Genomic DNA, 15,049 nt, shown 5'->3' on the forward strand with positions numbered 1-15,049 from the left:
AGGCAAAGGTGCTTTAAAGGCATATAGATTATTCTGCAGCCTGTTCGTTTACAGTCATAATAAAGTCAACGAGTTGTTCCAATTCTTCATCTGTACCAGTGAATATTCCTGCAGGCATTCCACCAATACCTTCTTTGGCAATTACAGCAATTTCTTCTGCTGTATGCTCAGTACCAATAAGTGAAGGTGCTGCAGATGTACCTTGTAAAGCGTCACCATGACAGTTTAAACAGCTTGTTTCATACACTGCAAAACCTGGATCTTCTTTATCAATTTCTACTGTAGTTGGTGGAACAGGTTGATCCATTGCAGCACGAGCTTCCCAATCCACATGTGATGCAGATGTATATGTTAACCAAACAGTTGATACTAATGCCAAAAGCATCATTATTACAGCAATTGGGCGTTGATGCGGTCTGCGTCCTGGACCATTATCTAAGAATGGAGCAAGAAGTAGAGCACCGAAAGCAAGCCCAGGAATTGCTAGCATACCTACAAGTGTAAAGTCCCCACTTGCAAATTCATACTTTAATAATTCATACAAGAACAAGAAATACCAGTCTGGCAATGGTATGAATGAAGCATTCGTTGGATCAGCTAATCCTCCCAAAGGAGAAGGATGTGCTAATGTTAGACACATAAATCCTACTAAGAACACGGAACCTGCTAACCACTCTTTTAATAAAAAGTTGGGCCAAAAAGCTTCTGTTCTTCCAGGATACTCAGAATAATCTTTCGGTATTTGTGATGCTGTACGTTCTGCGGAAACACGAGAGTCTCCAACAAATTTCATTCCTTTTCCCTTATGCATAGCTTTCCCCTCCTTTTATAGTGGTCCAGAAATACCTTGTCTACGGATTAAGACGAAGTGAATTGCCAATAAAGCAAATAATGCCCCTGGTAAGAAGAAGACATGAATCGCAAAGAAACGAGTTAGGGTTTGTGCCCCAACGATTTCATCATCACCTGCAAGTAATATCTTCAATTCATCTCCAATAATAGGTACTTGTTCAGCCATTTGGAGTCCAACTTGAGTAGCAAAGTATGCTTTGTTATCCCAAGGTAATAGGTAACCAGTAAAACCTAAACCTAGCATAACGAAGAAGATTAATACCCCAACCATCCAGTTTAATTCACGAGGTTTCTTATATGCTCCTTGGAAGAACACTCTTAAAGTATGTAATAAAAGCATTACGATAACTACACTAGCACCCCAGTGGTGCATACCACGAACAATTTGTCCATGAGCAACTTCTGTTTGTAAGTAATAAACAGATTTCCAAGCGTTTTCGATATCTGGTACATAATACATAGTTAGGAACATACCAGATAAGATTTGAATTACTACCACGAAGAAGGTTAAGCCACCAAAACAATAAACGAATGCAGAGAAGTGATGTGCAGGGTTTACGTGTTCTGGTACTTCATGGTCAGCAATATCGCGCCAGATAGGCGTAATATCAACACGCTCATCAATCCAGTCATAAATTTTCTGTAGCATAAATCATTACGCCCCCTTTCTAGATATTGCTTTTCCTAGATAAAGCATTCCATTTTCCACTTTTTGCTCATATGTAGCAAGTGGTGCTAATGGTGGTGTTCCAGGAATGTTTACACCATCCTTGGTATAGCGTCCATCATGACATGGGCAGAAAAACTCGTTCGGATGATTATCATTACCTTCCCAAGATACAACACATCCTAAATGTGTACAAACTGGGGAAAGTGCTATAATGTTGCCACTATCATCCTTATATACCCACGCAGTTCTACTAGGTTTAGACTCATACCAGCCATCTACTTGTTCAATTTGCCAATCGACACGTTGAGGTGTTGTTGTGATATCTTCAACGGCTAGACCAACGTTTACAAATTCACCTTCGCTTGATGCTGATTGTAAAACTGGGTCAATTGCCATTCTGAGCATCGGTGCAAGCATACCTGCTGCCATAAAACCACCAACACCAGTTAGTGTATAATTTAGAAATTGACGACGGGATACTTGTTGCTTATCTTCGCTCATGATTTTCCCCCCTCTTCACAATAATCACGGACAATAATTTTAATCAGATTACTAGGACATTACCATGATAGCGCAAACTAACTGCTCGGTCAATAAATATCCATCTTTGTTCTGAAAGATTTCACTTTTTAGTCGGATTTACCAGTAACTACGTATAAGTTCGACGACATCTGATACTTGCCCCCGTATCATCTGCCTCATTTCATCAGAATTTGGATTTTCTGCCTGAAATCCCGGCAACCATAAAAGATTTGCCAGCAAATCTTTTTCATACCGCTTCCACCCTGAATCAAATGTTAAAATAAATACATGTTCAAATGGTTGTTCTTGTATTTCTCCGGTCCAACTGTTCAGACGCTTCACTTCTTCTGCTTTGTCTCCATATTCCAAATAATAATAATTTGGAATTAATAACAATCTTCCAGATAATTCATTTTCAATCTCTGACGCAAAAATTGATAAAATTTCTCGTTTTGAAGTGCTTTTGCCTAAATTACTTTCTTGAGATAATTGAAAGGGTAAAATCGGTATAATCGCAGTATCAATGTACTCTTTAGATCCGACATATAGACCCATATCCTTTTTAGTCCATTGCATTTTATGTAGTCACCTTTCTCTAGTATTTACCAAGATTAGCAAAATAATTATATTTCCCTTGTAAATGTTACGCATGAACAAAAAAAAAATCAACCTATTGCTCTTGTAAGCTAGGTTGACTTAACATTTTAGCCTCGAGGATCCGAAGTTCTTTTACTAGTCTATTAAATTCCTCTCGGTTGTCTTCATCTAATGTCCGATCAATTTGATCTAATAATTGTTTTTTTTGAAAATCATATAATGAACGTTCCAAAAGAATAGTTGCATTTTCTTTATCTTGTTGGGTTATCATATATTCATCGGGAACAAAGGGGTTTTCCTCTAAAACAGCAGCATACATATGGTTTTGGTTTGCGTTGTTAAAGTTTAGTTGAATATAAAGGGACTCATGTTGATTTAAACGGATATCATGAAAAGCCTTTTCAGCATCTGTTGTTACCAAATGATTTTTATAGAAGCGAAATGGGACTTCTTTCGAACATTGACTTGTAATAATCACACTCCGCAAACAAAATTTTGCATCATGAACAAAATGGACATTTTCTAAAATTTCATGATGATTAATTAGATAGTTTAAGATCCATACACTTTCCCTTTTTTTTAACTGATAATGATTAAGAAACCATTGTAAAAATTTCTTTTTATCTTTAACGGATACCGGAGCTTGCATAGAGTTAACTACCTCCTCCCTACTGCCTAGATTCACATTTGCCGTAAACGATTTACATAATCAACAATTTCATCATCTTGAGGATCATCTTGTAAATATGCAGTAAATATTTTAATCGCTTCCCCAGTCCTCCCTTCCTCCATTAAGAAGTAGCCGAATTCTTTTAGGAAGTCATTATCATGTTGTAAGCTATTATATGCTTCCTGATAGTGATTTAATGCATCATTATATGATTCAATTTCATTATATGCACGTGCTAACTCCCAATCATATAATGGGTCTTCTCCACCTGTTTCTTTGACTACTTTTATTAACTCAATAATATCATCCTGTCTATCTTTTTCTTTCAAGATTTCTATAAGGAATAAGACAGCTTCCTTATAATCCGCATCTAAGTTAACCGCCTCACGCATGTATTTCTCGGTTTCCTCCTCAAGACCCACTTGATGTGCTAAGCTTCCAGCCAGAAAATACAATTCCTTATTAAACTCGTCCATTTTGATTCCTTTAAGTGCCGTTTCATACGCCTCTTGAATTCTTTCGTCTTCCTCATATGCCTTTGCTAGTTGGATGTATGCAGTATGGTAATACGGATCTTCTTCAATTAATTCATTCCATACATTGATAGCAATATCATTCCTGTCAGCTTCAAAAGCAGTGAAACCGTATTTAAATAATGTGTCTGGATTTTTACTATTTGTTTTCTCGTAAAAGTTAAGTGCAAGCTCAAATTCTCCGACATTTAAATAAGATTCTGCTAATCTTTCATGAATTGGGATGTCAGGTGCTTCTATTTTCAATGACTTCTCGTAAAAAGTAATTGCTCGTTTAAAATCACCCAATGAGTAATAAAGTTCTCCTAGGGCCAAATCTATAATTGGTTCTGTTGGGCTTATTTCCTTTGCAAACTGAAGCTTCTGCTCAGCAACTTCGAAAAGCCCTTGAGACTGATAAAGATCAGCAAGTGCCACTAACGCTTGTAAATATGCTTCATCATCACTAGGAATAGAATTTAGTAGGTCAATTGCTTTTTCATCCATCTGTTGTTCTATATAGATATCTGTTAATAATAACTTCAGTTCACTTTCATCAGGGTATTGCTTTAACAAGTGTAGTAATATATCTTCTGCTTCAAGTAAAAAACCCCAATTCATATAAAATTCTGCAAACCCAAATCGTTCATCATCAGTTGCATGTTCCAAATGACTACTAATATGATCTATCGCTTGATCGACTTGGTCCATTTCCATTAATTTATTTGCTTCTTCTAAAACAGTCACATACAAAATCCCTTTCTATTTTAACATTCTCATAGCTTTAAACCTTATGAACAATATTATTTAGATCATCCATAAAATTTGGATAGGATATAGATATTGATGATAACTCGTCGATGATAACATTTCCTTCCGTTATGAGGGAGGCTATTACTGCCATCATTGCTATACGATGATCATGGTACGACATAACCGTCCCGCCAATTAATTGGGTCTTCCCTTCGATCACCATGCCATCTTTAGTTGCTTGGATTTGAGCACCTAGCGTCGTTAATACCTCGACAACCGCTTGTATTCTATCGGTTTCCTTTACTTTTAATTCCTCTGCATTCCGAATGATGGTTTTACCCTCTGCTTGCGTAGCGAGTAGAGCAATGATTGGAATTTCATCAATTAGCCTCGGAATAATTTCACCTTCTATCGTAATGCCCCTTAATGACCGGTATGCAACTTGAATATCACCTTTTAGTTCTCCTCCAATTACAGTTTTATTCAGAACAGTAACGCTTGCACCCATTTCCTCTAATACTTCTAGAAACCCTGCTCTTGTCTTATTTATTCCAACATTATTAATGACTAAGCAACTACCAGGAATAATCGCTGCAGCTGTCAGTAGAAATGATGCCGAGGATATATCACCAGGAACATAAACTTCCGTACCATGAAGCTCACCATTTGAAATCACTTCAATTTCGTTATGCATTACATTAATATTAGCACCAAAAGCTTGCAACATATTTTCGGTGTGGTCTCGTGTTGGATAATTCTCGATCACCTTTGTTACACCTGTTGCACCTAAGCCTGCTAATAGAATGGCAGATTTAACCTGTGCGCTATTTATTGGCATGTTATATGTTATTCCATGTAAATTACCACCATCAAGTGCTATTGGAAGATAGCTTGTTTCCATTCTACCAATAAATTTCCCCCCCATTTCTCTCAGAGGCATGATTACTCTGTCCATGGGCCGTTGAGCCAGTGAAGAATCTCCGTAAACAAACGAGGAAAATGGTAAACTTGCTAGTAATCCAAGCATCAACCTAGCTGTTGTTCCTGAATTACCAAAGTATATTGGTTCCTGGGGCTCTTGCAATCCACTCTTTCCTTTCCCATCAATCTGCAGAGTATTACCTGATTTTTCTATGGATACGCCCATTAACCGAAATGCCTCGACAGTTCGCATACAGTCCTCACCGTCTAAGAAATTTTCTATTGTTGTGGTTCCTTTGGAAATTGATCCTAGTATTACTGCACGATGTGAAATGGATTTATCACCTGGGACTTCCATGGATCCATAAATGCGTATAGAATCTTGCTTTGCTAAAACTGGCATCTATATCCCTTCCTTCATTTCTTCCATTACAAAGGCTGTCAGATACTTCTTTAACTTGGAATCATCTATCATATGAATAACAGGTGCTGATATGCCTTGAAGTAAAACCATTTGAATTTGTTTATATATCGTTTTTTTGTCATACTTCATTATTTTTACTAAATCATCGATCATTTCAAGAGATAATACTAATGGATAACGATTTTTAATTAACCATGTCTTTAGGGCATGTATCGGGAGATCAGCCTTAAGTTCTCTATTGCTAACAAATAGTGCAAACAATAAACCAATTGCAACCGCTTCACCATGAGTGATGACGCCATATCCCAATTTTGTTTCCAATGCATGCCCCAATGTATGTCCTAAATTTAAAAACATACGTTTTCCAGATTCTCTTTCATCTTGTTCGACAATATCAGCTTTAATCGATATTCCTCTTTCCAGAAAATACGTTGTTTCCTCCATGTGAACCTCTGGTAAGGAAACATTCCATAACCTTTCTAGTAATTCTGAATCAGCAAGCATTGCTTCTTTAATAAGCTCGGCATAACCAGAACGTATTTCTCTTTCCGGAAGAGTTTTAAGCATATCCGTATCATAAAACACTAATACAGGAGGGTAGAAACTACCTATTAAATTCTTTCCACTTTCATGATTTATTGCTACCTTACCGCCAACACTACTATCATGCGCTAATATAGTAGTTGGGATTTGAACATAATCGATTCCACGCATAAATGTTGCTGCAACAAATCCAGCCAAGTCGCCAATTACCCCTCCACCTAATGCGATGATAAGTGATTTTCGATCTAGCTGATATTCAATTGCCTTTGATTGAAGATTATAGTAAGTATTAATGTTCTTTGCCTGTTCCCCAGGACTAACAACTTCGACAAAAACATCTTGTACATTGCATCCATGAACAATGTCTTCAACATACAGATTAGCTACATTCGAATCGGTAATAATAAGAATAGCAGAATAACTTTTGGGTAGATACTTCCCAACAAGATGTCGTATCTTGTTACCAATTATAATATCATAGGATTGAATTACAGAATTGACATGAATAATATTCATTTAGAAACTCCTTATATCTTCCCGGTATTGATCAATAGCTTCTTTTAGTACAGAGAAGCGATCATGCGGAAATTGTTCAAGCAGTGCTCTAGCCAGTTCGAAGGCAACAACATGTTCCATGACAACTGCCGCAGCAGGAACAGCACAGGCATCCGAGCGTTCAACACTTGCTTGAAATGTTTCTTTTGTTTCAATATCTACACTTTTTAACGGCTTCATTAAAGTTGGGATTGGCTTCATTACTCCTTTTACTACTATAGGCATTCCGGTAGTCATCCCACCCTCAAAACCGCCTAAACGATTGGAATTTCGATAATACCCATAACCTTTTTCCCAACAAATTTCATCATGAACTTCACTACCATTTCTTCTTGCAGCTTCAAATCCGATACCAAATTCGACACCTTTATATGCATTAATGCTGACAACAGCTCCAGCAATACGACTATCTAACTTTCGGTCATAATGAACATAAGATCCAATTCCAGCTGGCATACCTTCTACATATACCTCTGTTACCCCCCCTAGAGAATCTCCATTCTTTTTAGCTAAATCTATTCTTTCCATCATCTGCTGTTCTGCTTTCTTATCTAAGGTTCTGACTGGTGAATCTTCTGATATGTCCTGTCTTTCCTTTATAGTTATGGTGGAATTTTCTTCCGCTTTAACTCCACCGATTTCTTTTACATAGCCGCAAATCTCGATACCTAACTGACGTAGCATGGTTTTCGCCACCGCTCCTGCTGCCACTCTAGCAGCAGTTTCACGAGCGGAAGAGCGTTCTAGAACATTACGCATGTCTCGATGACCATATTTTAACGCACCATTTAAATCGGCATGGCCCGGTCTCGGTCTGGTGACAACTCTTCTTAAAGAAACATTTTCATTGATAGGATCTTCTCCCATTATATCTGTCCAATGCTTAAAATCATCATTATGAATTACAAGGGAAATGGGTGATCCTAGCGTATATCCATGGCGAACCCCACTTGCTATATCTACTAGATCTTTCTCGATTTGCATTCGTTTTCCTCGTCCATATCCCTTTTGTCTTCGAAGTAATGATTCATTAATATTTTCTTTTATTAAAGGCATTTGCGCCGGAATTCCTTCTATTATTGTTGTTAATTGCTTTCCATGTGATTCACCTGCTGTTAAATAGCGCATTATTTTCCTCCTTTGATCCACTTTCCAGTTGTTTTTATAAAATACCTAACAACTATTTCTCATGGTATCCTTTATTTGTAGTATAAACCAAGTAAGGCCAATAATAGAAAAAAATACTCTTAATCTGTATGGATAAGAGTATTTTTATGATTGACTTATTTTTTGATAGAAAAAGGTATCTAGTAACGTTAATCCATACTTATTTGGACTGAAAATTTGCTCAGTACTTCCTACAAACAGAATACCGTTATTCGCCAGGGCTTTGGAAAAGTTATGGTAAATAGTGTCCTTTGCATAATCAGTAAAATATATTAACACATTTCTACAAATAATTAAGTCTACTTGAGTCGGATACTTATCTTCTAGCAGATTATGCTTTTTAAAGATTACTTTTCGTTTAATGGCTGAATCGATCTCAAATTGACTCCCTTTTTGTTTAAAATACTTTGCTTTTAAATTAGTTGGTAATTCTTTTAGAGCTTGTTCAACATAAATTCCTTTTTTTGCTTTAGCGAGTACTTTTTCATCAATATCTGTAGCAAGTATTTTCGTGTTTAATTCTGGAAAGTATTCGTTTAATAAAATTGCGATACTATATGGTTCTTCACCTGTTGAACATGCAGCACTCCAAATAGTTAGCTCTTGATTGTTCATCTTAATTAATGGAATCACTGTATCTCTTAATACTTCCCAGCGTTTTGGATTTCTGTAAAATTCGGAAACATTAATCGTTATTCTATCTACTAATTCATGTAACAAATTTATGTCCTGGTTAATTGCATTAAAATATGAAGTAAAATCTTGGTAGCCTCTTTTTTCTCGTAATGAGGTTAATCTTCGCTTCATTTGGGCTTCTTTATATTTTTGAAGGTCTATTCCTAGTTTGGTGTAGACTTTCTCGGTAAATAACTGGTAATCGTCTGACATAACTTTCCCCTCTTTATTTTTCTATCTATAAAGTTTACGGACCTAATATACACTTCGCTTTTCTGTGTTTTCGGACCGTTCCCGCGCTTAATCAAATTTAGATTTTCCAAACAAAGTACCAAAAAACATAAAATACCTCCATATTTATAAAGGAGGTATTTTTGTAAATTAGTAGATCCAAGCTTTATCTTGTTTTTCATAGCTTACTAGTTCTTTTTGGTCAAAAAATAAGTTAATTTCTCTTTCAGCGCTTTCCGGTGAATCGGAACCGTGGATAACGTTCTTTCCAACTGTTACACCGAAGTCTCCTCTTAAAGTTCCTGGTGCTGCTTCCGCTGGATTTGTCTTACCCATCATTTCGCGAGCCGTTTTAATAACGTTTTCTCCTTCCCAAACCATAGCAAATACTGGTCCAGAAGTGATGAAGTCAACTAATTCACCAAAGAATGGTCGTTCTTTATGTTCACCATAATGCTCGCTAGCTAATTCATCAGAGATCTGCATTAATTTAGCTCCTACTAACTTAAAACCTTTTCTTTCGAAGCGATTTACTACCTCACCTACTAAATTTCTTTGTACGCCATCTGGTTTAACCATTAAAAATGTTTTTTCCATGTTCTACACCTCAGTTTTTATGTATCATATGATTATGTAACCGTTTAAAATTCTATCAAACTTTTGTAAAAATAACAATAAATTCTATTGTTTCCTCTTACCAATATATTTTGCAATTTGTTCAAGCGTAATTTTTGCCTTATTGTGCGGGAAATCATGAAGAGCAAGAAAAGCCTTTCTTAAATAACGCTCACTAATTTCGTAAGACATTTCGATAGCATTTGTTTCTTTTAGTGCACGGATAACAATACCCATCTGTTCTTTTGTTACTTCATTAGGATTTTTAAAAGTATTTCTCACTAGTAAATTAAATTCTTCATTTTCCATTGCAAATAAAACTGGTAATGTAATATTCCCTTGAAATAAATCATTCCCGGCTGGTTTCCCGAGTTGCTCAGCAGATGACGTAAAGTCCAGAATATCATCGATTATTTGATAACTCATTCCAATATAATATCCATAATGGTATAATTTGTTTATTTCTTTTTGAGATAAACCAGAAGTCATGGCCCCTAGTTTACAACTTGATGCTAGTAGTAATGCAGTTTTCCGTTTAATTCTTCTAAAATAAGTTTTTATATTTTGATCCCAGTTATACTTCTCTTTAATCTGTTCAATCTCACCTAAACTTACTTCAACTAATGCTTCTGAAAGAGTTTTATGTATTTCGGGATTCGGAATCTGTGTGATTGTCTCTAATGCACGAGCTAATATATAATCACCGGTATACATCGCCACGCGGTTCCCATACTGTTTTTTTATTGTTGGCTTTCCCCTTCGTAAGGACGCATCATCAATGACATCATCATGAACTAGGGTAGCCATATGTATTAATTCTAGCGAAACAGCAACGTTGATTACTTGTTCCATATCAACCCTACCGAATTGACTAGACAACAAAACAAAGACAGGTCGAATTCGTTTTCCTCCTGCCTTTAGCAACTGTGTAGACGCTTCTCGTAAAACGGGATGATTGGCCTGTATTGCATCCATTAAATATGATTCAATTAAGTCCAAATCTTTCTTTAGGTAGTTATATGTTTTTGGTAATTTCATGTGATTCACCTTTTGTTTTGTACAAGCTAATATGAATTATTTAATCCCCATATGCATGGCTGCAACCCCGCCAGTATAACTTTTAACGTTCACACGTGAAAATCCAGCATCTGTAAACATTTGCTTTAAAGTAAGTTTGTCAGGGAAATCTCTAGTTGATTCATTTAACCAAGAATATTCTTCATAACTTTTAGCAAATATCCTACCAAATAATGGCATGATAAAACGGAAATAAAAGAAATATAATTGCTTGAATCCGAGCATGGTTGGCTGAGATGTTTCTAAGCAAACAACTTTACCACCAGGTTTAACTACTCGGTACATTTCCTTTAGCACAGTCATATAATCAGGAACATTTCTAAGTCCAAATCCAATGGTAACAAAGTCAAAGGAATTATCGTCAAAAGGTAATTCCATGGCATTTCCATGAATAAATGATAGTTGGTCATAGTTATATTCTTTATTTTTCTCGACGGCAACTGACAACATATTTTTACTAAAGTCTAACCCAACCACTTTTCCGGTAGGTCCAACTGATTCTGCAAGAGAAATAGACCAATCTCCTGTTCCACAGCAAACATCTAAAGTAGAATCGCCTTTCGACACATTCATTTGCTTCATTACATCTTTTCTCCAAGATTTATGTCTTTGGAAAGAAATGATTGAGTTCATCGTATCGTATTTATCATATATTTTTTCAAATACATGGTGTACCCGTTCTTCTTTTGATTTTTGTTGCATTTTTATTCCATCTCCGAAGAGGTATGTTGATAGATAATGGAGTCAAGTATTTGCATAAAGTCTTGTTTTTGACGTTCAGAAAGTTTATCTATCATACCTTTTGTTTTATTTACTTGCTTTTCCAGAATGTCTTGCTTTTCTAATTCAAAAGAATTAGTAATGTTATTTATTATTTCATTTGTAAATAATATTTCTTCTATTACATGGATTTCTTGTACCACTTGAACATGTTCTGCAATATATTTAATCAACAACGACTGAATTTGTTTTCGTGTTTCCAGGTAATCTTCAGGAGTCTCATTCTCCATATAATAAAGGTTCATTTTCAATTCATTGATTTGTTTAATTGCTGTTGCAAGTAATGTTATATATTCTCGTTCTTCTATATTCGCTAGTATGGAATAATATAATCCACTAAAATAATCACCAGCAAGTATAGATAATTGACTATCCATTCCAATAGACGGACGATCAACTCCAGTATAGTCTGGAATATTTTCATGAATATCTAATGCAGTTTGAACAAGCATAGTCGTAATAATTAGTTGCTCTTTTACATTAGGGGCTAATATCGTTTTATTTAAAATGTAATGAAGAAAGTAGAGTTTATATTCATCAACTTCAGGTTTTGGTATATGTTTTATAAGGAAAGAATGATGAACTGTCTCTTCAATCTGTAACTTCAATTGTTGTATTTCCCTCTCCATAGCAAGCAATATAATCACCTTAGCCCTTCAAAGCCTTAATGTCACCTAAGCCATTATAACATATTTATTTATGTGCGATAGTCTAAAAGTTGGATTATATGTATTGAATTGTTGTTATAATTTTCCGGTTAACTATTGCTTATTTCACCATGGCTAGTTTGAATTACAGCTTTTCCCCTTACTTTAACCGCTGACGTGTGTTCTGTGAATTGAGCTATCATTATTTCACCTTTATCTAGCTTTTCGGAATGGTGAAACTTTGTATCCGAACCTCTTGTCAAACCAATAACATTCACTCCGTCTTCTAAAGCTTTTATGACGAAAAAGTCAGTATTATTATTCATATTTTTCACTCCTTCGTATATTACTATTAGTATTATCGCATTTTAAAGTAATATGAAAAGAAAAAAGGGTGCGAATGAACGCACCCTTTAACCCTATGTACGTATTATTTTACGCTGTCCTTAAGGGCTTTACCTGGTTTGAAAGCAGGAACTTTACTTGCAGGGATTTCGATTTCTTCCCCAGTTTGTGGGTTACGACCTTTACGTGCAGAACGTTCACGTACTTCGAAGTTACCGAAACCGATTAATTGTACTTTTTCACCATTTTTAAGTGAATCCATGACAGCTTCGAAAACTGCATCAACAGCTTTTGTAGCATCTTTTTTAGAAAGTTCGCTTTTTTCAGCAACAGCATTTACTAAATCTGTTTTATTCATGACATTCACCTCCTCCCAAAATAAAAAATAGGGTCACATTGGTACAAACATTCTCTCTCATCATTTGTTAACCAATTTACCAACTTTTATACTCGAATGCCCCTATAATCAATAGTGACAAGGCTAATATTAAACGAGATTCCTTTAAAATTCAACAAAAAGTTACTATTTTTTCATATTTTATGCGATTTTTCCCTTATAACGGCTAAAACACTACCATTTTATGGTAAGAAATGAGTTTCTCGTACAAAAGCCTTCTACATAGCTATTCGATACTTTTATCAATTTTCCTTCTTAAATTTTTAAATTCAAGAAGGAAAATGCTGTTTTCGTAAAGTCTGCTCCTTTTATCTTCTCTATTGATAGAAAATGTGCGGTAACTACTCAATTTTTTAGTGTAGTGCTATGATACACCACTCCGGCAGAATACTCCTCTTTCACTTCCAGTACAGGGGCTGCATCTGCTCGAAAATACCTCGCAGTGCGTAAGCGTGAGGAGGCTCACCAGCCCCCCGCGGAAAGCGGAGTATATTTCCGTAGCGGGTACGTTGCTGTAACAAAACTCTCAAATACCGCGCAGTTTCTATCAATAGTGTAATTAGTAACACATAACGACCAAAAAAATAAACAGCAGCTGTTTAGCTGCTGTTTATTTTATAAAATTATCGCTATTAATCCACCAGAGCCTTCGTTGATAATTCTCTCTAGTGTTTCTTTAAGCTTATAGCGAGCGTTCTCAGGCATTAGAGAAATCTTTGCTTGAATTCCTTCCCTCACTATAGAGCTCAGTGATCTACCAAATATGTCAGATTCCCATATAGATAATGGGTCTTCTTCAAAATCTTGCATTAAGTATCTCACTAATTCTTCACTTTGTTTCTCTGTACCAATTATTGGAGCAAATTCCGACTCTACCTCTACTTTAATCATATGGATAGAAGGAGCAACAGCTTTTAGTCTTACACCGAATCTAGATCCTTGTCGGATAATTTCAGGTTCTTCTAGTTCCATATCCTCCAAGGTTGGGGCTGCAATACCATATCCTGTTTGCTTTACCATTTGCAAGGCACTTGCAACTTGATCATATTGCCTCTTTGCATAAGAAAAGTCTTGCATTAGTTCTAGTAAGTGATCCTTCCCTCTTATTTCTACCCCTACTATTTCCTTTAAAACTTGATCATAAAGGTAGTCCGGTGCATGTAGATCAATTTCTGCAATACCCTCTCCCATTTCCATACCAGCAAGATTTGCCTTGTCAATATAATCATAGTCTGTAAAGTTTCCTACGATAGTATCTACATCACGTAATCTTTTAATATCCTTGACTGTTGACTGAATAGCTTCTTGATAGCTTTCTTTCAACCAATGGTTATCATTAAGTACCATTACCCAGCTTGGTAGATTAACATTAACTTCTAATACCGGAAATTCATAAAGTGCTTCACGTAAAACGTTATATACATCATGCTCTGTCATGGATTCCACACTCATTGCTAATACAGGGATATCATATTGTTCCGATAGATCTTGTCTTAGCATTTCGGTTTCCTTACTTGTAGGATGTACGGAGTTCACAACCATGATGAACGGTTTACCAACTTCCTTTAGTTCTTCGATAACCTTGGCCTCAGCTTCAATATAATCTCCTCTAGCAATGTCACCAAAAGATCCATCCGTTGTAACGACCACACCAATTGTAGAATGTTCCTGTATTACTTTTCTTGTACCGATTTCTGCGGCATCATGAAATGGGATTGGTTCCTCATACCAAGGGGTGTTAATCATTCTTGGTCCGTTCTCATCTTCAAATCCTTTTGCACCTTCAACGGCATACCCTACACAGTCCACTAATCTAATATTGACATCCAAACCTTCATCAACTTTTACATTTACTGCTTGATTAGGTATAAACTTAGGTTCAGTTGTCATAATAGTTTTGCCTGCTGCACTTTGAGGTAGTTCATCTTGTGCTCTTACTCTTTCACTTTCTTCTTCAATGTTTGGAAGCACAACTAATTCCATAAATTTTTTTATGAATGTTGATTTTCCTGTCCGAACAGCTCCCACAATCCCTAGGTATATATCGCCGTTCGTACGTTTAGAAATATCTTTAAAAATATCTACCTTTTTCAAAC

General features: G+C 36.0%; 17 protein-coding genes. All 17 read right to left on the reverse strand.

Features of this window, described 5'->3' with window-relative positions:
* Positions 1-28 precede the first annotated feature (28 nt).
* The 17 genes from TY11_RS09840 to spoIVA all read right to left on the reverse strand — a co-directional run bounded on the left by TY11_RS09840 (position 29) and on the right by spoIVA (position 15,047).
* Positions 29-811: a menaquinol-cytochrome c reductase cytochrome b/c subunit gene (locus TY11_RS09840; protein WP_042145649.1), complete on the reverse strand. Its 783-nt coding sequence runs from the start codon at positions 809-811 to the stop codon at positions 29-31.
* Positions 812-826: 15 nt separating this feature from the next.
* Complete coding sequence (gene qcrB / locus TY11_RS09845) at positions 827-1,501, reverse strand: menaquinol-cytochrome c reductase cytochrome b subunit (RefSeq protein ID WP_042145651.1); 675 nt, start codon at positions 1,499-1,501, stop codon at positions 827-829.
* A gap of 6 nt (positions 1,502-1,507) precedes the next feature.
* The gene (locus tag TY11_RS09850; RefSeq protein WP_042145654.1) at positions 1,508-2,023 is read right to left on the reverse strand and encodes a QcrA and Rieske domain-containing protein; all 516 of its coding nucleotides are present in this window, start codon (positions 2,021-2,023) and stop codon (positions 1,508-1,510) included.
* Between the two features lie 138 nt (positions 2,024-2,161).
* Positions 2,162-2,620: a DUF2487 family protein gene (locus TY11_RS09855; protein ID WP_042145656.1), complete on the reverse strand. Its 459-nt coding sequence runs from the start codon at positions 2,618-2,620 to the stop codon at positions 2,162-2,164.
* Positions 2,621-2,714: 94 nt separating this feature from the next.
* Positions 2,715-3,290, reverse strand: a complete 576-nt coding sequence (locus tag TY11_RS09860) for a ReoY family proteolytic degradation factor (RefSeq protein ID WP_042145659.1) — start codon at positions 3,288-3,290, stop codon at positions 2,715-2,717.
* 32 nt (positions 3,291-3,322) lie between these two features.
* Positions 3,323-4,570 carry a tetratricopeptide repeat protein gene (locus tag TY11_RS09865; RefSeq protein ID WP_231495804.1) on the reverse strand — a complete coding sequence of 416 codons (1,248 nt, stop codon included), beginning with the start codon at positions 4,568-4,570 and terminating at the stop codon, positions 3,323-3,325.
* A 37-nt stretch (positions 4,571-4,607) separates the two neighbouring features.
* Complete coding sequence (gene aroA / locus TY11_RS09870) at positions 4,608-5,900, reverse strand: 3-phosphoshikimate 1-carboxyvinyltransferase (RefSeq protein ID WP_042145661.1); 1,293 nt, start codon at positions 5,898-5,900, stop codon at positions 4,608-4,610.
* On the reverse strand, positions 5,901-6,980 hold the full coding sequence (gene aroB, locus TY11_RS09875; RefSeq protein ID WP_042145663.1) for a 3-dehydroquinate synthase: 1,080 nt from the start codon (positions 6,978-6,980) through the stop codon (positions 5,901-5,903).
* Complete coding sequence (gene aroC / locus TY11_RS09880; RefSeq protein ID WP_042145665.1) at positions 6,981-8,147, reverse strand: chorismate synthase; 1,167 nt, start codon at positions 8,145-8,147, stop codon at positions 6,981-6,983.
* A gap of 144 nt (positions 8,148-8,291) precedes the next feature.
* Positions 8,292-9,074, reverse strand: a complete 783-nt coding sequence (locus tag TY11_RS09885) for a CheR family methyltransferase (protein WP_042145667.1) — start codon at positions 9,072-9,074, stop codon at positions 8,292-8,294.
* A 168-nt stretch (positions 9,075-9,242) separates the two neighbouring features.
* A complete protein-coding gene (ndk, locus tag TY11_RS09890; RefSeq protein ID WP_042145670.1) occupies positions 9,243-9,689 on the reverse strand; it encodes a nucleoside-diphosphate kinase in 447 nt (148 codons plus the stop codon).
* An 84-nt stretch (positions 9,690-9,773) separates the two neighbouring features.
* Complete coding sequence (gene hepT / locus TY11_RS09895) at positions 9,774-10,745, reverse strand: heptaprenyl diphosphate synthase component II (RefSeq protein ID WP_042145673.1); 972 nt, start codon at positions 10,743-10,745, stop codon at positions 9,774-9,776.
* 36 nt (positions 10,746-10,781) lie between these two features.
* The gene (gene menG, locus TY11_RS09900) at positions 10,782-11,486 is read right to left on the reverse strand and encodes a demethylmenaquinone methyltransferase (RefSeq protein ID WP_042145676.1); all 705 of its coding nucleotides are present in this window, start codon (positions 11,484-11,486) and stop codon (positions 10,782-10,784) included.
* A 2-nt stretch (positions 11,487-11,488) separates the two neighbouring features.
* The gene (locus TY11_RS09905; protein WP_197025079.1) at positions 11,489-12,172 is read right to left on the reverse strand and encodes a heptaprenyl diphosphate synthase component 1; all 684 of its coding nucleotides are present in this window, start codon (positions 12,170-12,172) and stop codon (positions 11,489-11,491) included.
* A 149-nt stretch (positions 12,173-12,321) separates the two neighbouring features.
* A complete protein-coding gene (gene mtrB, locus TY11_RS09910; protein ID WP_042145678.1) occupies positions 12,322-12,537 on the reverse strand; it encodes a trp RNA-binding attenuation protein MtrB in 216 nt (71 codons plus the stop codon).
* 104 nt (positions 12,538-12,641) lie between these two features.
* The gene (locus tag TY11_RS09915) at positions 12,642-12,914 is read right to left on the reverse strand and encodes an HU family DNA-binding protein (RefSeq protein ID WP_036688170.1); all 273 of its coding nucleotides are present in this window, start codon (positions 12,912-12,914) and stop codon (positions 12,642-12,644) included.
* A 654-nt stretch (positions 12,915-13,568) separates the two neighbouring features.
* Positions 13,569-15,047, reverse strand: a complete 1,479-nt coding sequence (spoIVA, locus tag TY11_RS09920; protein ID WP_042145680.1) for a stage IV sporulation protein A — start codon at positions 15,045-15,047, stop codon at positions 13,569-13,571.
* Positions 15,048-15,049 lie beyond the last annotated feature (2 nt).

Origin of the sequence: Paucisalibacillus algeriensis (assembly GCF_000577245.1) — a bacterium.
In the GTDB taxonomy this organism is placed as follows: Bacteria; Bacillota; Bacilli; order Bacillales; family Amphibacillaceae; genus Ornithinibacillus.